Consider the following 18504-nt stretch of genomic DNA (forward strand, 5'->3'; position numbering starts at 1 on the left):
TCCGTTTTCAGGCCACCTGCGCGGCGTCGAGCACCGGCGTGCCGTTCAGAATCGCATGTTCGACATCGAACAGCGCGCGAATCTTGCGCAAAGCGTCGTAGTAACGCCTCGCCTCGACGAGTTCCTCGACCGCTTCCAGCCCCAGCCGCACGTCGGCATTTTCCGTCACCAGCAGGATGGCGGCGCGATGATCGCGATAGAGTGACTTGGAATCGGCGACGTCGTGCGGGCTCATGAGCATGAGCTGGACGATGAAATAGAGCTGCCGCAGCGGCGTGGTGGCGTCGCCGACTTGCATGACCTGACTTTCCAGAAGGAACGCCACATCGTTGATCAGATCGAGCCCGACCTTGCGATCGACTCGCAGCACGGCACCGTTGACGTAGATCTGCTCGCCAGCGCGGAGAGAAATGCGCATCGGCTTCTTCATGTGAGCGAGTCCCGGATGACGGTGTTGATCAGCACGAGGTCTGTCACCTCCGTGGATTTCTCCTCCCGGATACGGTCCGCCTCCTTGATGATCCAAAGGCCGATCGAGATCAGTTCAGCACGCAGCTTCTCGGGCAGGCCGTTCTGCGGACTCGCGAGATCCTGCACGAAAAACGTCCAAAGCCGACGCATATAGAGCAGCGCCTCGGTTTCCTCCGTCGGCGGCAGACCGCCGCTCTGTACCTGCTTCAGCAGGTCGATGCCGAGCGTGAGTGCCTGACGTTCGCGGGCCCGTGCCGCGTTGCCGCTATCTTCAATTACTGCGTCATAGCCGAATGTCATTGCAATCAACGGTCACTTGCTTGCGGCGCGTAAAAGCGCTCAGAGAAAGTTGAGGATGCTGAGCTGCGAGATCCGCGCGGACAGCGCCAGGGACATTTCCAGCTGATTTTGCAGACTGGTCACCCGCACCGACGCTTCGGTCGGGTCGACCTCCTCCATCGCCGTCACCTGCTTGGTGATGACGTCGGACTGCACTTTGAGCCGGCTGGTGGCGTTGGTGGTCTGCTCTTGAACGGAGCCCAATCGCGCGCCGACATTGGCAAGATCGTTGATCGCCGCGCCGATCGTGACCGTGGCCGTATCCACGAGCGTCTGGAACGCGCCCTCGCTCAGGTTCTGCGTTCCAAGATCGCTCAGCATGGTGTAGGCCATCGCCAGCTTGCGAAAGGCCGTGTCATTGGCACTGACCGACGAGTCGACCGTCTGGGTCGTCGAGATGCGGCTGCGCATGACCTGATCGGATGCTGTCGACCAGTTCGTGCCCCAGGCCGGATCGTCGAACTCCGCGGCGAAGGTTGTATCGAGGAAGTTCTGCATCGCCGCAGGGCTGATGCCCGAGACCGCGGGCGAGGTCTGCGAGAAGCCAAAAGTCGCGAAGAACGCGGCATCGATCGCCGTCTTGCTGGTCGAGCCGGGCGCATAGTCGCCCATCGGGGGAACCGCGGTATTGATGCCGCCGAACAGGTACTGACCGTCCATCGTGATGTTCAACGTGGAGAGCAGGCTCTCCAGGTTCGATTTCGACGATGTCGCGATGACATTGCCGCCATCGGCCGAGTTGCGCGCCGCGAGCAGGTCCTTTTGGAAGGACTGGGCAATACCGATCAGCTCCGACACACGTTCCTGCGTCACATCGAGACGGCCCGAGACCAGCGCGTTCGTATCCACCAGCTTGTCGATGTCGACCAGTTGCGCCCGCAGGGTCAAATTACGGCCGGTGAGCGCGCCGAGACTGAGGCCGACGTCGGCGAGGCGGCCGTTGGTCGCCTCCTCGGTCGCCCGCGAAAGCGACGCCTGGCTCTTCATGGCGGAGATGCGCAAAGTCGTCGATATGGAATTGGTGGAAATGAAAGTTGCACTCATATCGGTCACCTCACCGCGTCGAGAAGATCTTTGAGCATGCCGTCGATGGTCGAGATCAGCTTGGACGTGGCCGAGAACGTGCGCTCGACCTGCAACATGAACGACATCTCATCGTCCATGTTGACGCCGTTGACGTTCGACAGCGCGTCGGCGCTGCGCTCCAGCAGGGTCTGGTTGTAGCTCGCCTCGTCGCTGGCGCTCTTGCGCTGCGATTCGAGCCAGCTGGCCGACGAGCCGGCGAAGTCCACCAGACTCGCGTTTGGCTTGCCCAGCGCCGACGGATCGAATGGACGGCTGGTGGCGAGGCCGTCGACGAGCGCTTGCAGACGGTCCGAGAAGCCCGCCTCGCCCGTCGTATTGTAGGTGTAAGCGGGGTTGCCGGAGATGCCGCCATCCCTGAGCAGGCTGGGATTGCCGCCGGCATTCTGGTCGACCGACGGATTGACCGTGATCGCCGCCGCCAAACCGACATTGATGACACCCGCAGCCGGCATCGCCGGAGCGCCGGCATAAGTGAAGAGACCCGGCACATCGGGCAGCGCCGCGCCGCTCTGATCGACCTCGGCGAATGCCTCGATCAAGCCGCGCGCGACCTCGTCGAGCTGGTTCTGATAGGTGACCGCCGCGTCGTCTCGCAAAGTCGCCAAGCCGACGAGCTTGCCGGTGTGCACAGGCATCACGGCATTGGCGCCTGTGACCGGCACGCCGTCGATATAGACGGCGTTGCCGGTCGTCGCTGGGGTGTAGGCATTGGTCGGCGTATAGGAAACGGAGCGCGCCGATGTTTCGAACATGGTCACACCGGAATCGGTGTAAATGACCATGTCGTTATTGGTGCGCGTGGCGACGGAGATGCCGATCTCTTGCGACAGCTTCGACAGAATGTTGTCGCGCATGTCGAGATAGTCGGAAATATCGCTGCCGGCGATCGTTCCCTTGACGATCGACGTGTTGACCGTCTCGAACTGCGCCAGAAGCTGGTTGATGTTCGTCACCGACGTCGCCATGTCGGCGTCGGCATCCGCCCTGACCGACTGCACCGTCTTCGATGCATCGTTGAGCGCCGTCGCCACGCCTTTGGCGGTCGTCACAGCCGCCTGCGCCAGCGTCGCGTTGTCGGGAGACGTCGCGTATTGCTGCAGCGCGCTCTTCAACTTGGCCAGTTGCGCGGCCGGCGACTGGTCGAGCTCGGGGTCGTCGAGCGTAGTCGCCGCGATCTTTTGCAGACCGTTATAAAGCGCGTCCTGCTTGGCCGTGGCCGACGCCGCGATCAGCACGTTATTGAACAGTCCGGCGCTGGCGGCGCGCTGAACGCCGGCGACGTAGACGCCGTTTCCCGGCAAGGTCGCCACCAGGACGTTCTTGCGCGAATACCCCTCGAGCTGCGCGCCTGCGGTATTGCGCGCGATCACGGCGGTCTGCATGCCGGTCGCCATGAGCGACGAGCGCGCGGAACTGAGAGCGACCGTCAGTGACATGGAGTGCCTCTCGTCCGTAGTGCTGCCGCTTAGCGTTTCAGATTGACCAGAACGTCGAGCAAATCGGCGCCGGTCTGGAATACTTTGGAGTTGGCGGTGTAGCCGCGCTGCGATTCGATCATCGACGTCAGTTCGTTTGCGAGGTCGACGTTGGACTGTTCGAGCGCCTCGGACTTGACGGTGCCGAGGCCGCTGCTGCCGGCGAAGTCGACCTGCATGTTGCCGGAGTTCGTACTGACCGAATAAACGTTGCCGACTTCCGGCGAGAGATTGTCAGGGCTGGCCACCGTGGCCAGCGGAATGCGGTAGGTCGCCTTGCGCGTGCCGTCGCCGTAGATCGCGTACATCGTACCGTCTGAGCTGACCTCGACGCTGTCGATGGACGACGGCGCGTTGCCATCGACATTGGCCTTGAACTCGAAGTCGGTGGCGACCTGCGTCATGACCGACAGATCGAGGGTGAAGGCCGAACCGCCTGGAATGGTCATGGCCAGCGACGTCGGGCTCGCCGCGTCGAGCGCGCCCTTTCCGGTCGCGCTCACGTCGAACGTGAATGTGTCGTTGGCGAGCGGCGCGCTCGAATACGGAAAGCCGCCGGCGGTCGAATCGGCGTTGTTGTAAACTTCGATGTCCCAGGTATTGGCGGCCGTCTTGTACATGTAGATGTCGAGCGTCACCTTGTTGCCGATGTTGTCGTAGGTGATGAGCGACGTCTTCGAGGTGAAGTTCGGCGGGCCGGCTGAGATGGGCGCGTTGGAATCGAGATTGGCGTTGACGAGGGTCGCCAGGGTCGAGGGGTTACCTTGCAGCGCCGTCTGCGCGATGTTGACGACTTCGAGACCCGCCACGCCGTTTGCGACGACGCTGGGGGCGCCATTCGCAAGATTGTATCCCATCAGGTAGTATCCGGCGGCGTTGACCAGGTTGCCCTCACCGTCCGGCACGAAGGAGCCGGCGCGCGTGAGATATGGCGTGCCCTGCGGGCTGCTGACGATGAAGAAGCCGTTTCCCTGCACCGCGAGGTCGGTGGCCGATGTCGTGTACTGCAGAGGCCCAGCGTCCGTGATGGCGTAGCGGACCTGAGTGTCGACGCCGCCGGAGTTGTAGCTACCCGATCCGCTTCTGAGAATGAGCGATGAGAACTCGGTCGAGGCGCGCTTGTAGCCCGTGGTGTTCACGTTGGCGATGTTGTCGGCGACCGTCGACAGCTTGTTCGATTGTGCCGACATGCCGGAGACGCCAGTGCGCATAACCCCGTACAGACCCATCGATCAGTCTCCCTTTCCAGTGCGCGGCCATTAGAGTCGAGTTGCCTTACGTGAGGCTGATCCGCCTCCTACCGCATGCTGGTGCGCTCGCCGCAGTAGGCGCGAGCGCGGTCGGTCCACGCGCCGAAGCCGCTCGCGGCGAGGCTGCCGATCACGCTGCAGATGTAGCGCCGCTGCGCGACGGTGTTGTTCGGCCCCGCGTTGTAGCGGGCAATGGCCATCGTCCAGCTTCCCTCGCGCGCCCGCAGTTCCTTCAGGAACCGGGCGGCGTAATCGACGTTCCGCGCCGGATCGAACATCGCCTCGACGCCGGCAAAGTGCTCGCCGTGGAAGTGGTGGTTGACCTGCATGCAGCCAATATCGATGAACTTGGCGCCTTTGCTCTTGGCTTCCCGGAACTGCGCGATCGCTTCGCGCAGATTGCCGGCACGCACCGACCGCCCGTCGATATTCAAGGAGTAGGGATGCAGAAATCCTTTGTGTCCGGTCTCGCTGAGACCGACGGCGTAGAGCACGCCGAGCGGCACGCCATGCGCGCGCGCCGCGCGCGCCATCTCCCGCTCGCACGGTCCGTTCGCGTTCGCTGCGATGCTGACGCTACAGATAAAGAGCGCCGCCAGTCCTATCCGGCGCAGACTCCTGATCCCCGCTCCGCGCCACCCGCTCCGCGAACTGTTCATGTCCCTGCCTGTTTTGACGCGCGCCGGCCTGCGCATCGCCGGACTGCCTATCCGCGTTGTTGCCGCCGATTTGCGCGCCGCCCTGCGCCTGTTGCTGCGACGATTGCTGGTGATCCGACCGCGACGGCGTCTGGCCCGCCGCGGCGGCATCGCCGACGCGGCCGTGATCGATGGAGGAGATCTCGAATTTGTAACCGGCGCTGTGCATACGCTCCGTCAGCGCGTCGCGCTCGTGACGAAGCATTTGCGTCGTCTCATATCGTTCGGCCGACACTTGCACATCGACGGCATCGCCGGTCAGACGCACTTTAACGGTGACCGTGCCGAGGCTCGGCGGGTCCAGTTGAACGGTAAGGATCTTGACCGGCTTGTCGGCCACGCGCGGCGCATTGGGAAGAGCGGCATTCGCCTCCGAGTCAGCCGGCGCGGCTGCCGCCGGCAGATCGGTCGCTACGCGGTCGACGATCTTCTGCAGTTGCGTGAGCTGCGGGACGGGCTCGAAATGCGTCTCCTGCTGACGCACCACGACCTTCACAGCGGCGACGCCGCGGGGCTCGGCGGCGCCGACCGACAGCTTCACGTTCTGGTCGGAAGGCGCGGACGGCGCGTCTGCCGGTTCGCCCGGCATTGGCTGTGACGCGCGACGGCTCCCATGGGCCTGCACGGCATCCACGCGCGCCGTGTTCGCGTCGTTTACGGGCTTCGGCATATGCTCGAGCTTCGACATCGCAGCGCTCAGAGCCGCTTCCGGTCCTCGCCAATCGTGTGGCGAGGACGCCGTATCGGCTTCGGTCGCGCGACGAGGGCTGTCGTGCGGCTGCTTGAGCTTGTTCTTCGCGCGCGTCGGAATTGGCGCCGCCGCGGTATCGGCGATGGCGACTGCGTCCTCTGTCGACTCTATCGAGACGGCCTCAGCAGCTTCGGCAGCCGGCTTGGCCCCATGTTTGGCGCCTTGCGACACCAGGCGCAGCTGTTCAAGGAACTGCGCGGCCTTGTCCTTGCCCTCCTTGGCGGGCGCGTTGTGAGGCCCGCCGCGCGAAGCGCCGCCGACGGCGGTGGCCGCGAGTTGACGAAGCGAGGCCATCAAGAAATCGGCCTTGTTCATCGATTCGTCTCCTTCAGTTGGGCGTCGGATTCCTTGAGCAGTTGTTCCGCCTGATCGAGCGTCGCGAGCGACGTGCCGAAATCGATGCGCGGGCGCACCGCGGTTTGGTCGTCGGCCGCGGTGTCCGGCGGCGCGGACACCGACGGCAGCGCCCTGCGGACGTTGCCCCCGACAGTGAGCGCGGCCGCCAGCAACTCCGCGTCGCGCTGCGGCAGCCGACCCTTGTCGATCTTCTTCAGATCGGAAACGGCTTCTTCGTTCGACTTTCGAAGCGCGCGCACGGAGGCGCGATAAAGGCGCGCCCGCTCCTGCTCCGTGCTGCCGGCTTCGGCCAGCGTCTCGGCGCGCTCGGCCGAGAGATCGGCCATGTCGATCTTGCCGTGAACGAGCGCCGTGCGGGCGATGAGCAGGTACAGCGTGCGCTGGCTCGCGCGATCGAGATGCTCGAGAATCGCGACAAGGCGCGCGAAGCGGTGCGTCTGCTGGGCAAAGCTGAAGCGCGCGACCGCAAGGGCGAAGCGCTGACGAAAGTTTCCCGAATAGATCGAATGCCGATAGCGCCGGAAGTACTGGATGGCGAGCGACTCGAACTTGTCGAAGTCGTCCACTTGCCCGGTGACGAAGATCTCCCGCCGCAGCGCCGCCTCCTCGACCAAAGTGCCCGGCAGCAGGAGCCTTGCTTCATCGAGCCGTTCGATGGTCTGCTTCGGGTCGCTCTGCGCGACAAGGGCCGATTGGACGAGTGCGATCTGCGCACCGAATGTGGGCGGCAGGGTCCGAACGTTGACGTCCGCTAGGCGGGCCTTGGCCTCGTCGGACCGGCCTTCGACATAGGCCAAGGCGCCGTCGAGGATCGCCTCGTCGATGTTCAATTTGACGCGGGCGCGCAGATCGCGAACGACCTGTGGCGCGCCGCCGCTCAACAGGAAAGTAACGACCGCGCGGCCGTTTCTTGCCTCGTTCCAGACCGCGGGGTCGGCTTCGTGAAATTTCTCTCCCAGGCGCTTGAGCAATGCCGGCTGAGCATTGTGCGCGTCCAGATTTCCGCGCGCGATCTCGTCCTGGAGCGACTGCAGCCGGCGCACAAGCTGATGGGGTTCCGGGGCCGCATGCGCATCTTCGGCCCTCGCCGCTGCGAGCGAAAGCAGCATCGCGACAATGATGGCGCCGAAGGTGTTCATTGCGACGGCGCGCGGATCAGGATTTCGATGCGGCGGTTCGGCGCCGCGGCGGGATCATCCGGGATCTTAGGACGCCGATCGGCATAGCCCTCGATCCGCTCGACGCGGCGCGCGTCGAGGCCGCCGCGCAGCAGCATGTGATAGGCCATGTGCGCGCGGGCGGTGGACAGCCGCCAGTTATCGTAGTCGAGCGATCGGAACGGCCGGTTGTCGGTGTGGCCGCGCACGACGACCTGCCCCGGCCGCTGCGTTATCAGCGGCGTGATCTTATCGAGGGCTCGGACGAGACCGGGCGTCGGCTCGGCCGAGCCAATGGCGAACATGCCGTAATTGACGTCGTCCGTCAGATTGATCAGCAGGCCTTCATTGGTCTCCCGTACCTCGGCGACGGGCCGCGCCGGCCCCAACGCGGACAGCGCCGCCGAAACGGCAGCCTGAAGCTTTTCGGCTTCGCCCTGTTTCTGTGTCGCCTCGACACGCGCGACGCCCGCTCCGTTCGCGACATTGTCCTTGGGTGGGTCCGCGGTGGCCGCGCCGACGGTCTTCGCCGGGTTCTGCTGGTCCGGCTGCGCCGGATTGGCCGTGTCGGCACCCGACGACTTGAGCGGCGTCGCCGTGGCGTCAGGCTTGCCTTCGGAGGGACGCGGACCTTTGCCTTCGCTGAGCGCGGCCATGTCTTCGTCGAACGGCAGGCTGCCGATTTCCTTGGTGCCGAGCGCCTTCTTCTCGAGGGAGGCGGCGGCCGACATCTGCCAGTAGATCGGATCAAAGGGATCTCGGTAGGCCTCGCCGCCCTTCAACCCATCCTGACGGTTGGAGTCGAGCGATGTGCCAACCTGCGCGATGCGCGGCGGCGGACCCGCGATCTCGGACAGAACCGCGTAAGGATCGCGGAACAGAGCCGCCTCCCCGGAGCGCGGCTGCTGGGTCTGCGGACGCGGCGTGGATTGCGGCGACTTGCCCGGCTCCGGCAGCGGCCGCAGGCTGTCGTCCTCCTCGGCCTTGCCGGGATCGACGCGCCGTGCGTCGTTCAAACCTTTGCGGTCCGGCGTCGAGTCCGCCAGCTTGATCGGATTGAAGTAGCTGGCGACGCTCTCGCGCGTTTCCTGATTGGTCGCGCTAATCAGCCACATCACCAGGAAGAACGCCATCATCGCCGTCATGAAGTCGGCATAGGCGATCTTCCAGACGCTGTTCTTGCCTTCGGCCTGTTCGAATACGCCGCGGCGCCGAACAATGATCAGCTCGGACTTTTCCTGCTCGGCCATCTCAGCTCGTCACCGCATATTTCAGCCGTTCGGCCCAGAGCCTGACCTGGGTCTCCAGCACGACCTGATCGACGACGACCGATACGTCCGCCGTTTGCGCGGTGCGGAACTCCATGGCCATGGCGCGTACGCCGATCTTGCCCCGTACGGCGTCGAGCAGCTCGGCCGGCCCGGAGATGCGGAGCGTCGGACGGCGACTATCCGACGTGATCGACGCAAGCTGCTCGACAAAGGTCGCGACCGCCTGCTTCTGCACCACATTGGTGATGAGCGGCTCGAGGATGCGACCGACGACCTGGGCGATCTTGCTTTCGAGTTGGCTGCCGGCATCCTTGATGCCATCGGCGATCCTCGCCGCGGTCTCGTCGAGCCATTTCTGCCGTTCTTCGGCAAGTTGAGCACCGAACTTGCTGCGCTCATCCGCCAGCTTCTGCTCATATTCGGTGAGCGCCGCGGCGTAGCCCTCCAGCCTGCCGCGCTGGTAAGGGTCTTCCTGCGGCGGTGCCGGTTTCGGTGGCGGCGCGGCCTTGGCCGCCGAATGCCGCGTATGATCGAAGGGCACCACCCGGCTCGCCCCTTTCTGCGGCTCCCTCTGATCGAAATCGGTCAGGAGCCGCGCGATCTTTTCCGAGCTCATACGGGCTCCTCCAGCCGGATCCATTGTTTAAGAATGGCCGCCGCCTGCTTCTCGTCGAGTTGAACAATCTGTTCGAGCCGCCGCTGCGGCGCGTGCTGCACCCGTTTCGACACGTCCTGCACCAGGTTGGGCGCCTGATCGTTCGGAATCTGGGCGAATGCATTGCCGTCGCCGTCGAGCAGCGGCGTTCCGTCGGCCGCCGTCTGAAGCTCCGGCGTCTCTGACGACTTGGTGCTGACGAGAATCGTGTTCATCGCCGGCCGCAGGCCGAACCAGATGAGCATGACCGCGACGGCGAGGATCGTCGCCGCATTCACGAAGCTGCCGAGCTGACGCGTCAGCACTTCCGTGAAGCTCAGCCCCGGCACCGGCGTGAGATCGCGCGAGCCCTCGAGGAAGTCCACGGCCGACACCTGGATCTGGTCGCCGCGTTGACGATCGAGGCCGGCCGCCGTGCCGGCGAGTTGCGCGATTTCCGCAACCTTCGCATCGATGGCGGCATCGCTGACCTTCTCGCCCAGGGCCGTCACGAGGCGCGGCCGGTTCACCAGCACGGCCAGAAACAGCTTGTTGACGACATAGCCGTCACTCATCGTCGTGGTCGTCTTGGACGACACTTCGTAATTCGTGACGTCCTCGCGCCGCTGCTTTTCCTCGTTCGAGTTCTTGCCGCCGGTGGCGTTCACCTGTTGGTCGGGCAGGTTCTGCTGCACGGTCATCGGCGTCTGCCGGTCGAGGCTCTGCGACGTTTCCTTCTCGCGAATCTGCCGCACCGAACGCTGCACCCGGGAATCGGGGTCGTAGACGGTCTCGTTCGTCTGCTTCTTGTCGATGCTCAACTGGCTCGCGACGCTGACCTGGAAGTTGTCGAGGCCCAGATAGGGCGTCAGCGCCTTGCTGACGTTCTCCTGGATGGACCGGCTGACCACGCGCTGCAGATTCGTCATCGTCGTGGGCGTGCTGCCGACGCCATCCTCCTCCGTCGCCAGCAACGTGCCGTCGCTGTCGAGGACCGTCACTTTGTCCGGCGTCATGCCCGGAACCGCCGCCGCAACCAGATGGCGGATGGATCGTGCGGTCTTTGACTCGGCAGGGCCGTCGGTCCGGATGACGACGGAAGCCGATGGCTTGAGCTCCTCGCGACGGAACGAGCCACGCGCGGGCATGACAATGTGAACACGCGCCGCCTTGACGCCCTTCATCACCTGAATCGTGCGCGCGATTTCGCCCTCGAGAGCGCGAACCCGCGTGATCTCCTGCATGAAGGAGGTGAGACCGAGCGAGCCGATCTTGTCGAAAAGCTCATAGCCGCCGCTCGCATTGCTCGGCAGGCCCTTGTCGGCGAGCAAGGCGCGGGCCTGAGCCGTCTGTCCCGGACGCACGTAGACGGTGTCGCCGGCGCTGTTCACATCGAAGGCAATGCTGGCGTCACGCAGCGCGGAGCTGACGCGCGTGATATCCTCCCGGGTGAGCCCCATGTAGAGGACTTCGAACTCCGGCCGGCTGAGGTAATAGGCACCGCCGCCGACGCCCAGGAACACAGCCAGGCCGATGATCGCTAATGCCGCGAGCCGCCGCGGTCCGAGCTCGAGCAGATTGTTCCAGAGTTTCTGCGCATGTTCGCGATTGACCATAGAACCCTCTGCAAGACGTCCGAATCGACTTTCGATTGCGAAGCTTGTCCGAGGGTTGCGGCCTACGAATGAAAAGGGCGGCCGCGACGTTATCGGTCGCGGCCGCCCGTAGTCATGTCAGGGATCGAGACCCGCTCTTACTGGAAGAGCGAGAGGATGCTCTGGCTGCTCGAGTTGGCGATCGACAGCGCCTGAATGCCGAGCTGCTGCTGAACCTGGAGCGCCTGGAGACGCGTCGATTCAGCATTCATGTCGGCGTCGACGAGCTGACCGACACCACGATCGATCGCGTCGCGCAGCGACTTGACGAAGTTGGAGTTCGAGTCGATGCGCGTCTTGGTCGCACCGAGGTCGGCGGAGGACTGGGTCACGTCGCCCAGCGCCTTATCGACGATCTCAGCGTACTGCTCGAGGACCTTCAGGTCAGCCGCGGAGTCGGTCAGCTTGGAGATATCGATCGTGTCGATGCTGATCGTCTGGAACGCGGTGCCATCGAAGTAGTCGTAGTCCTTGTCGAGAATGGCCTTGTCCGACGCCGTACCGGCGGCGAGGTTCACGGCGGTGAGGCCGGCGGCCGTGGCGTCGACGTCGATGGTGTTCTCGCTGCGGTTCGCGAAGTAGAGCTGATCGCCGTCTGTCGCAGCCGACAGGCCTTCGATGCCCGCAGCCTTGATGCTCTTGTTGATGTCATCGAGCGTGGCGCCGATGGCGTAGTTGATCGTCGTCGTCGTCGTCGTGCCGGCGGTATCGGTGACGTCGATGGTGATCGCGCCGGCCGTCGTCGAGTCGAAGGTACCGGTGGTCGCGCCGGTGGTGGACGCACCGACGACACCGGTCTTGTCGTACAGCTTGATGCCGTTGACGTCGACGTCGATCGTGTTGATCGTGACGTTGCCGGCAACGCGCGAGAACGACGACACGACGGACTTCGTCGCGTTGTAGCCCGTCGAGCTCGAGTCGACTGCCAGCCAGTTTTCGCCGTTGAACACGGCGAGGTCGGCGGTGTTCTTCAGGTCGTCGAGGATGGCGCCGATTTCGGCCTGAATCTTGTTGCGGTCGACGCCCGGTTCGCGCGCTGCGACGAGCTTCGCCTTGAGGGCCGTGAGGCCGCCCTTGCTGTCGCCGACGACCGAGGTCAGCGCGGTGTACATGGTGTCGACGGTCGCCGCACCGAGGCCGAGCGCGTCGGACACGGCCGAGAGGGCTTCGTTGTCCGAACGCATCGTCGTGGCGATCGACCAATAGGCCGAGTTGTCGGACGCCGTCGCGACGCGATAGCCGGTGGAGATGCGGTTCTGGGTGGTGGCGAGGTTCGAGCTGACCGTGCGCAGGGTCTGCAGCGCGGTCATGGCAGACGAGTTCGTCATCAAGCTAGACATGTCTATGTCCCTTCGGGGTGATTGTTTCGAAGTCGGGACATACCGGGCTTTCACCGGTACGGCAGGGCGGCATCATGCCTTTGGGGTTGCCGGTCCTGAGGATCCACCCAACCTGCCGTCATGGTGTGTTACCGCCCAAACCTTACTCAAAGCTGAACATAAGAAGGCCCGGGCGGGCGCCAAAGCGGGAAACATGCCTGAAAGCAGCGTCGTCCAGCAGCAACAATTTTACAGAAATGATCGCACGAGACCGGCCGCGAGCATATTCCAGCCGTCGATCAGGACGAAGAACAGCACTTTGAACGGCAGCGCGAACACCGTCGGCGGCATCATCATCATGCCCATAGACATCGTGAGTGTCGCCACGATCATGTCGATGACCAGGAACGGCATGATCACCAGAAAGCCGATCTCGAAAGCTCTTCGCAGCTCCGATATCATGAAGGCCGGGATGATGATGCGAAGGTCGATCCGTTGCCCTTCGGATCGAACGCGCAAGTTCTCCGCCGCGAGGCTCTCGAAGGTTTGCAGGTCCTTCTCGCGGACATGCGCCAGCATGAACTCGCGGAACGGATCGCTGACGCGCGTATAGGCCTCCTGCTCGGTGATTTCGTTCTGCATCAAAGGCTGCACGCCGTCCCGCCAGGCGCGATCGAACGTCGGCGCCATGACGTAAAGTGTCATGAACAGCGCCAGACTGATCAACACGATGTTCGCGGGGGTCGTCTGCATGCCGAGGCCGGCGCGGAGAAAGGAAAGCGCCACCACGAACCGGGTGAAGCTCGTCACCATGATCAAAATGCCGGGCGCGACCGACAGGACGGTGAGCAGCGCGACCATCTGGATGATGCGGCCGCTGACGCTGCCGCCGCCCGGCGGCAGCAGCGTGCTGAGATCCGGCACCTGAGCGATGGCCGCCGTCGGCAGCAGCACGACAAACAACGCGACGAGAACGCGCATCATTGCACGACTACCGTTTCCAATATCAGCTCTCGCACCTTGCCGCGCGAGCGGACGCTTGCCCGCTCGTTGAGGTCTTCGCGCAAATACTGCAGTCCGCGCGCGCCTTCGATCTGCGGCAGCGACACCGACCGCAGATAGGAGACGACGTCCTCGCCCAGCTGCGCGACGAGCACGTTCGCTTCCTCTTCGCTCAGTTGATCGGTTACGACGGCGGCCTCGACGCGGACCCAGGCGCCCGGCGGCGCGGCAAGGTTGGTCACGACCGGCGACAGCTTGCGCAGACGCGCGCTGGCATTGAAAGCCGACGCGACCGGCGGCGCCGGCGCATCCTTCTGGCTGTCGGCGATACGCTCCGCCGTCGACAAGAGATGCAGGCTCGACAGCACGCCCGCTCCAGCCGACACCACGGTGAGCAGCAGCAAAGCGGCAAGCCATTGCAAACTATTACCCATGCCTTGCCCGCCGTTCTGCCAGCGCCTCTTGCGTCACTCTCATGCGCCTCATCGTCAGAACGGCATGAGTTGATCGTAAATCTGATGGCCCCAGGCCGGTTGCTGCACCTCCATCAGGCGACCGCGTCCGCCGTAGGAGATCCGCGCCTCCGCAACCTTCTCGTAGGGAATCGTATTGTTGCGCGCGATATCGCGCGGCCGCACGATGCCGGCGACGTTGACGACCCGCATCTCGTAGTTCACCCGCATTTCCTGCGAGCCACTGACCAGAAGATTGCCGTTCGGCAGCACGTCGACGACGACAGCCGCGACCGAGAACTTGACCTCCTCGGTCCTGTCGATCTTGCCGGCGCCCTTGGTGGACGTCTGCGAATTGGTGTTTAGATCGACCTGCCCGGTCGACGTCCAATTGAAGAGATCGGCGAGGTAGTCGGCATTGAACTTCGTTTGCGAGTCGCGCGAACGGTCGGTCTTGTTGTCGAGCTTGGCCTTGTCGTCCATAGAGATCATGACGGTGAGGACGTCGCCGACACGCGCCGCGCGCGGATCGCGGAACAAATCTTTACGATCGTCCCAGAGCGACTGATAGCTCATCGGCGTGCGACCGCGCACTTCGCCGGGCACAGCCCGCGCCTCCGCCTGCAGCCCTTCGCCGATCGGCGACATCGCCGGTGCTTGGTTGAGCTCGGCCAGGGTGCGACCACAGCCGCTCAAGGTGAGCAACAAGAATGCCAACCGCAGGGTTTTCATTTCTTCGCCTTTTCTTCGTCGACGCGCCGCATGCCCGCGAGCGTATTCGCGAGATGGGCGGCGCGCGCAGGCTCCATTTCGTTCAAGATCGCGCTCGCGTTGCGCACGCGAAGTTTCGCCAGGACCGCCGCCGCCGTGTCGTCGGCCATGCTCGCGATTTGCAGCGCGGCCGCCTCGGGATCCATGCCTGAATAGATCTCGACCACGCTCTCTTCCGCTTTCTTCAGGAAGTCGTCGCGCAGCTTCAGCCATTGCTCGTATTCGGACCGCTTGGCTTCGAGTTCGGCGATGCGTTGCTTCAGCTTCGCCTCAGCCGCCTGCAGCTCCTTGAGCTGCCAGGCGACGCGCGCGTCCAGCGCCGCATCGGTGATGTTCGAGCAGAAGCGCGCGACGTCCGAGCTTGGCTGATCGGCGGATGCCGGCTCGCTCGCCGCCGGCTTGGCGCTTTGCTTGGCCGCGGCCTGCGCCCGCGCCGCCTCGGGCCTTGCAGGCGGCCGCGGCTTTTCCGTGCCGGGCTTGGTCATCTCGGTGAGATTGAGCGGCGCCGCCGGCTTTTGCGGCGATTGCGCCAAGGCTTGACTGCCGAGCGCGAGACACCCCAGCAGCAGCGCGTTTCTCGAAACCGTCGCGAAGCCCGCCATTTGCCCTCTCGTGCGTCGTCTCGGCAGAGCGTTGCACGCGCAAGCTTGCCTCACGCTGACGCGCGCGACGTTATTGGATCACGAGATCGGCCTGCAGGGCGCCGGCGGATTTGATCGCTTGCAGGATCGCAATGATGCCGGACGGCTTGAGGCCGATCTGATTCAGACCGCGCACCAGGCGCTGTAAATCGGTGCCGCGGAGGATTGCGACTTGCGCGCCCGGCTCGTTGGCCTCGATGAAGGTCTGGGGCGTGACGACCGTCTGGCCGCGCGAGAACGGCCCGGGTTGAGAAACCTGCGGCACCTCGGTGATCCGCACCGACAAGTTTCCATGTGTGACGGCAACGGTCGAGATCTGCACATTGCGGCCGATCACGACGGTGCCCGTCCGTTCGTCGACGACGACCCGCGCCGGCGTGTCGGGCTCCACCATCAGTTCGCCTATCTCGGCGATGAAGCGAACCGGCGCCACCGAACGTGGCCGCGACAGGATGATCGTGCGATAGTCGCGTTCGAACGCGACGCGCGCGCGATAGCGGCCGTTTCCGAATTGGTTGATTGCGTCGAGGATACGCGTCGCCGTCACAAAGTCTGGATTCTTCAGCTCGAGAACGAGGGATTCCATCTCGTAGAAGCGGCCCTGCACTTCACGCTCGATCAAACCGCCGCTCGGAATACGGCCGGCTGTCGGCGTGCCCTGGCTCACCGTCTGCGCCTGGCCCTCGATCGCGTAGCCGCCGACCGCGATCGCGCCCTGGGCAACGGCATAGACCTCGCCATCGGCGCCGCGCAGCGGCGTCATGACCAGCGTGCCGCCCGTGAGGGAGGATGCATCGCCCATCGACGAAATGGCGACGTCGATGCGTGAGCCGCGCGAGGCAAACGGTGGCAGGTCCGCCGTCACGACGACGGCCGCGACATTTCGCGTTCGCAGCGCCGTACCGCGGACGTTGATGCCCATGTTATCGAGCATCGACTGCAGCGATTGCTCGGTAAACGGCGCGTTGCGCAGCGTATCGCCGGTGCCCTTGAGCCCGATCACCAGGCCGTAACCGATGATCTGGTTGTCGCGGACACCTTTCAGGTTGGCGATGTCCTTGATCCGGACAGCCGCCTCGGCGGCGGTCACCGTCAGCGCCAGAGCGACAGCCAAGGCCAGACGCACTATCATCCGTTTTGAATCCGCACTGTTCCGTCCGGCTGGACCACGCCCCTGATGATCACGCCGGTGTCGAGATTGCGAAGCTGGATCGTCGCGCCAGGGCCGCCGGCCTGGAGCGACGAGCCATAGGTCACGATCGACAGCCCGCCGTCTTCGATGACGACCTTGACGACACTGCCGCGCATCACCGCTTTCTGGTCTTCGACCGCATTGATCGGAATGGGCTGGCTCGGCAGTAAGGTGCGCCGTGCCACGCGGCCGACGACCGCGGCTTTGTCGGCGACGAAAGCCGCCGCACCGGGCATGTTCGGGGCGAAGAGGCGGTCCGTGAGCAGCTCCTCCCGGATCATGTCGCCCGGGTAGATCGTCGTCGCCGGCACCGGCAGACGCTTCGCCTCATCGGCCGTCGCACCGGTGCATCCGATCGTCGCGACGATCGCCAGCGTCGCGATCCATTGCGGCACGAGAGAGATGGCGCGCATGAGGCTAGCCCTCCGTTTGCAGCTCAGCGAATGCCCTTGGACACGGTCGATGCCATCTCATCTGCCGCCTGGATCACCTTGGCGTTCATCTCGTAAGAGCGCTGCGCCGATATCAGCTCGGTGATCTCCTTGACCGGATCGACGTTCGAGCTCTCGAGATAATGTTGATGGATCTTGCCGTAGCCGGGATCGCCGGGGACGCCGACAACCGCCACGCCCGACGCCAGCGTCTGGCGGTAAAGGTTGCTGCCGAGCGGCTCAAGACCCGCTTCGTTGGCGAAGTTCGCCAACGAGAGCTGCCCCAACAGTTGCGGGTTCACCTGATTGTCGAGCTTGGCGTAGATCTGCCCGGATTCATTCACCGTCACCTCCACCGTTCCCTGCGGAACGATGATGGCCGGATCGACCGTGTAGCCGTCGGCCGTAACGAGCTGCCGGTCGGCATTGGTGTTGAACGAACCGGCACGGGTATAGAGCGTCTCGCCGTTCGGTCCGACGATCTGAAACCAGCCACGGCCGTTGATCGCGAGATCGTAAGGGTTGCCGGTCTGGGCGAGCGTGCCTTGAATATGCAGCTTGCGCACCGCCACCGACTTGACGCCGAGGCCGAGCTTGGCGCCTTCCGGCACCTCGCTCTCGCCGTTGCGGTTCGGCACACCCTGCATGCGGTCGATCTGGTAGAACAGATCGGTGAACTCGGCGCGCGCGCGCTTGAACGAGGTCGTGTTGATGTTGGCGATATTGTCGGCGATGACTTCCACGTTGAGCTGCTGCGCGCTCATACCGGTGGCGGCGATGGCAAGGGCTCTCATTGTCGACCTCAGATCGCCATTCGCGTGACTTCTTGATAGGCCTGCACGACCTTATCGCGGACGGCGACGGCGACTTGCAGCGTCTGCTCGGCCGACATCACCGCTTCGACGACGCGCTGCGCCGAGACCTTGCCTTGAATCGACGAGATCGACGCGGCCTCACCGGCCTTCAGGGTGCCGATCGCGTCTGCGGCGACCTGCTCCATCACCCCGTCGAAGCCTGCACTCGCTTGGGCGCTGCGCAGAACGGCCGGCGACGCCTTGGCGACGTCGTTCGTCTGAACGACGTTGCCAATACCCTTCAGAATGGACGAAACGGCTTCAAGCATTATGCCCCCTTGAGCAGATCGATCGTCATCGCGACCATCGACCGTGTCTGTTTGACGACCTGCAGATTGGCCTCATACGAGCGGTTCGTCTCGCGCATATCGGCCATTTCGATCAGCATGTTCACGTTCGGCAGCTTCACATATCCGTCCTGGCCCGCGGCCGGGTGGTTCGGCTCGTACTCGACGCGGAACGGAGACCGGTCGATGCCGATATCTTTGATCTTCACCACCCGCACACCGGCGGCGCGGTCCATCTCGGAGGCGAACGTCACCGTCTTGCGGCGATACGGATCGGCGCCCGCCGTGCGTCCCGTGGAGTTGGCGTTGGCGAGGTTCTCGGAGACGATTCGCAATCTGTCCGATTGCGCCTCGAGGCCCGAGCTTGCGATCTGAACGGATGCTTGTAACGGATCGATCATTGGCCCTCGC

Annotated in this window: 21 protein-coding genes; all 21 read right to left on the reverse strand. The window is 64.1% G+C overall.

Annotated features, from left to right (window positions below):
* Nucleotides 1-7: 7 nt before the first annotated feature.
* Entirely contained in the window at nucleotides 8-418 is a 411-nt protein-coding gene (gene flbT / locus DW352_RS15060; protein WP_115694424.1) for a flagellar biosynthesis repressor FlbT, read from the reverse strand.
* 8 nt (nucleotides 419-426) lie between these two features.
* Complete coding sequence (flaF, locus tag DW352_RS15065; protein ID WP_115692105.1) at nucleotides 427-771, reverse strand: flagellar biosynthesis regulator FlaF; 345 nt, start codon at nucleotides 769-771, stop codon at nucleotides 427-429.
* A gap of 39 nt (nucleotides 772-810) precedes the next feature.
* On the reverse strand, nucleotides 811-1854 hold the full coding sequence (locus DW352_RS15070) for a flagellar hook-associated family protein (RefSeq protein ID WP_115692106.1): 1044 nt from the start codon (nucleotides 1852-1854) through the stop codon (nucleotides 811-813).
* 5 nt (nucleotides 1855-1859) lie between these two features.
* Nucleotides 1860-3332: a flagellar hook-associated protein FlgK gene (gene flgK, locus DW352_RS15075; RefSeq protein WP_115692107.1), complete on the reverse strand. Its 1473-nt coding sequence runs from the start codon at nucleotides 3330-3332 to the stop codon at nucleotides 1860-1862.
* A 29-nt stretch (nucleotides 3333-3361) separates the two neighbouring features.
* Entirely contained in the window at nucleotides 3362-4600 is a 1239-nt protein-coding gene (locus tag DW352_RS15080) for a flagellar hook protein FlgE (RefSeq protein WP_115692108.1), read from the reverse strand.
* A gap of 68 nt (nucleotides 4601-4668) precedes the next feature.
* Nucleotides 4669-5154 (reverse strand): transglycosylase SLT domain-containing protein, encoded by a 486-nt coding sequence (locus tag DW352_RS15085; protein WP_115692109.1) that lies wholly within the window; start codon nucleotides 5152-5154, stop codon nucleotides 4669-4671.
* A 43-nt stretch (nucleotides 5155-5197) separates the two neighbouring features.
* Entirely contained in the window at nucleotides 5198-6385 is a 1188-nt protein-coding gene (gene fliK, locus DW352_RS15090; RefSeq protein ID WP_115692110.1) for a flagellar hook-length control protein FliK, read from the reverse strand.
* Nucleotides 6382-7566 (reverse strand): chemotaxis protein, encoded by a 1185-nt coding sequence (locus DW352_RS15095; protein ID WP_115692111.1) that lies wholly within the window; start codon nucleotides 7564-7566, stop codon nucleotides 6382-6384. The genes fliK and DW352_RS15095 overlap by 4 nt, the downstream gene beginning before the upstream one ends.
* A complete protein-coding gene (locus DW352_RS15100) occupies nucleotides 7563-8834 on the reverse strand; it encodes a MotB family protein (protein ID WP_115692112.1) in 1272 nt (423 codons plus the stop codon). Before DW352_RS15100 ends, DW352_RS15095 begins: the two co-directional genes overlap by 4 nt.
* Before the next feature lies 1 nt (nucleotide 8835).
* Complete coding sequence (locus DW352_RS15105; protein WP_115692113.1) at nucleotides 8836-9471, reverse strand: hypothetical protein; 636 nt, start codon at nucleotides 9469-9471, stop codon at nucleotides 8836-8838.
* Complete coding sequence (fliF, locus tag DW352_RS15110) at nucleotides 9468-11105, reverse strand: flagellar basal-body MS-ring/collar protein FliF (protein ID WP_115692114.1); 1638 nt, start codon at nucleotides 11103-11105, stop codon at nucleotides 9468-9470. The genes DW352_RS15105 and fliF overlap by 4 nt, the downstream gene beginning before the upstream one ends.
* A 137-nt stretch (nucleotides 11106-11242) precedes the next feature.
* Nucleotides 11243-12484: a flagellin N-terminal helical domain-containing protein gene (locus DW352_RS15115; RefSeq protein ID WP_115692115.1), complete on the reverse strand. Its 1242-nt coding sequence runs from the start codon at nucleotides 12482-12484 to the stop codon at nucleotides 11243-11245.
* A gap of 228 nt (nucleotides 12485-12712) precedes the next feature.
* The gene (fliP, locus tag DW352_RS15120) at nucleotides 12713-13447 is read right to left on the reverse strand and encodes a flagellar type III secretion system pore protein FliP (protein ID WP_425374611.1); all 735 of its coding nucleotides are present in this window, start codon (nucleotides 13445-13447) and stop codon (nucleotides 12713-12715) included.
* Nucleotides 13444-13887 carry a flagellar basal body-associated FliL family protein gene (locus tag DW352_RS15125; protein ID WP_162827235.1) on the reverse strand — a complete coding sequence of 148 codons (444 nt, stop codon included), beginning with the start codon at nucleotides 13885-13887 and terminating at the stop codon, nucleotides 13444-13446. Before DW352_RS15125 ends, fliP begins: the two co-directional genes overlap by 4 nt.
* A gap of 66 nt (nucleotides 13888-13953) precedes the next feature.
* Nucleotides 13954-14649 (reverse strand): flagellar basal body L-ring protein FlgH, encoded by a 696-nt coding sequence (gene flgH, locus DW352_RS15130; protein ID WP_115692117.1) that lies wholly within the window; start codon nucleotides 14647-14649, stop codon nucleotides 13954-13956.
* A complete protein-coding gene (locus tag DW352_RS15135; protein WP_115692118.1) occupies nucleotides 14646-15290 on the reverse strand; it encodes a MotE family protein in 645 nt (214 codons plus the stop codon). The genes flgH and DW352_RS15135 overlap by 4 nt, the downstream gene beginning before the upstream one ends.
* 70 nt (nucleotides 15291-15360) lie before the next feature.
* Nucleotides 15361-16458, reverse strand: a complete 1098-nt coding sequence (gene flgI, locus DW352_RS15140) for a flagellar basal body P-ring protein FlgI (RefSeq protein ID WP_115694426.1) — start codon at nucleotides 16456-16458, stop codon at nucleotides 15361-15363.
* A complete protein-coding gene (gene flgA / locus DW352_RS15145) occupies nucleotides 16458-16934 on the reverse strand; it encodes a flagellar basal body P-ring formation chaperone FlgA (RefSeq protein WP_115692119.1) in 477 nt (158 codons plus the stop codon). The genes flgI and flgA overlap by 1 nt, the downstream gene beginning before the upstream one ends.
* Nucleotides 16935-16957: 23 nt before the next feature.
* Nucleotides 16958-17746, reverse strand: coding sequence for a flagellar basal-body rod protein FlgG (gene flgG, locus DW352_RS15150; RefSeq protein WP_115692120.1), 789 nt, complete (start codon nucleotides 17744-17746; stop codon nucleotides 16958-16960).
* A gap of 8 nt (nucleotides 17747-17754) precedes the next feature.
* Nucleotides 17755-18075: a flagellar hook-basal body complex protein FliE gene (gene fliE / locus DW352_RS15155; protein ID WP_115692121.1), complete on the reverse strand. Its 321-nt coding sequence runs from the start codon at nucleotides 18073-18075 to the stop codon at nucleotides 17755-17757.
* The gene (gene flgC / locus DW352_RS15160) at nucleotides 18075-18494 is read right to left on the reverse strand and encodes a flagellar basal body rod protein FlgC (protein WP_115692122.1); all 420 of its coding nucleotides are present in this window, start codon (nucleotides 18492-18494) and stop codon (nucleotides 18075-18077) included. Before flgC ends, fliE begins: the two co-directional genes overlap by 1 nt.
* Nucleotides 18495-18504 lie beyond the last annotated feature (10 nt).

The sequence above is a fragment of the Pseudolabrys taiwanensis genome (assembly GCF_003367395.1).
Classification (GTDB): domain Bacteria; phylum Pseudomonadota; class Alphaproteobacteria; order Rhizobiales; family Xanthobacteraceae; genus Pseudolabrys; species Pseudolabrys taiwanensis.

Bases quoted from the DNA above. Each gene is read 5' to 3' on its own strand.
- flbT (WP_115694424.1), bottom strand. From the start codon at position 418: ATGCGCATTTCTCTCCGCGCTGGCGAGCAGATCTACGTCAACGGTGCC.
- flaF (WP_115692105.1), bottom strand. From the start codon at position 771: ATGACATTCGGCTATGACGCAGTAATTGAAGATAGCGGCAACGCGGCA.
- DW352_RS15070 (WP_115692106.1), bottom strand. From the start codon at position 1,854: ATGAGTGCAACTTTCATTTCCACCAATTCCATATCGACGACTTTGCGC.
- flgK (WP_115692107.1), bottom strand. From the start codon at position 3,332: ATGTCACTGACGGTCGCTCTCAGTTCCGCGCGCTCGTCGCTCATGGCG.
- DW352_RS15080 (WP_115692108.1), bottom strand. From the start codon at position 4,600: ATGGGTCTGTACGGGGTTATGCGCACTGGCGTCTCCGGCATGTCGGCA.
- DW352_RS15085 (WP_115692109.1), bottom strand. From the start codon at position 5,154: ATGGCGCGCGCGGCGCGCGCGCATGGCGTGCCGCTCGGCGTGCTCTAC.
- fliK (WP_115692110.1), bottom strand. From the start codon at position 6,385: ATGAACAAGGCCGATTTCTTGATGGCCTCGCTTCGTCAACTCGCGGCC.
- DW352_RS15095 (WP_115692111.1), bottom strand. From the start codon at position 7,566: ATGAACACCTTCGGCGCCATCATTGTCGCGATGCTGCTTTCGCTCGCA.
- DW352_RS15100 (WP_115692112.1), bottom strand. From the start codon at position 8,834: ATGGCCGAGCAGGAAAAGTCCGAGCTGATCATTGTTCGGCGCCGCGGC.
- DW352_RS15105 (WP_115692113.1), bottom strand. From the start codon at position 9,471: ATGAGCTCGGAAAAGATCGCGCGGCTCCTGACCGATTTCGATCAGAGG.
- fliF (WP_115692114.1), bottom strand. From the start codon at position 11,105: ATGGTCAATCGCGAACATGCGCAGAAACTCTGGAACAATCTGCTCGAG.
- DW352_RS15115 (WP_115692115.1), bottom strand. From the start codon at position 12,484: ATGTCTAGCTTGATGACGAACTCGTCTGCCATGACCGCGCTGCAGACC.
- fliP (WP_425374611.1), bottom strand. From the start codon at position 13,447: ATGATGCGCGTTCTCGTCGCGTTGTTTGTCGTGCTGCTGCCGACGGCG.
- flgH (WP_115692117.1), bottom strand. From the start codon at position 14,649: ATGAAAACCCTGCGGTTGGCATTCTTGTTGCTCACCTTGAGCGGCTGT.
- DW352_RS15135 (WP_115692118.1), bottom strand. From the start codon at position 15,290: ATGGCGGGCTTCGCGACGGTTTCGAGAAACGCGCTGCTGCTGGGGTGT.
- flgA (WP_115692119.1), bottom strand. From the start codon at position 16,934: ATGCGCGCCATCTCTCTCGTGCCGCAATGGATCGCGACGCTGGCGATC.
- flgG (WP_115692120.1), bottom strand. From the start codon at position 17,746: ATGAGAGCCCTTGCCATCGCCGCCACCGGTATGAGCGCGCAGCAGCTC.
- fliE (WP_115692121.1), bottom strand. From the start codon at position 18,075: ATGCTTGAAGCCGTTTCGTCCATTCTGAAGGGTATTGGCAACGTCGTT.
- flgC (WP_115692122.1), bottom strand. From the start codon at position 18,494: ATGATCGATCCGTTACAAGCATCCGTTCAGATCGCAAGCTCGGGCCTC.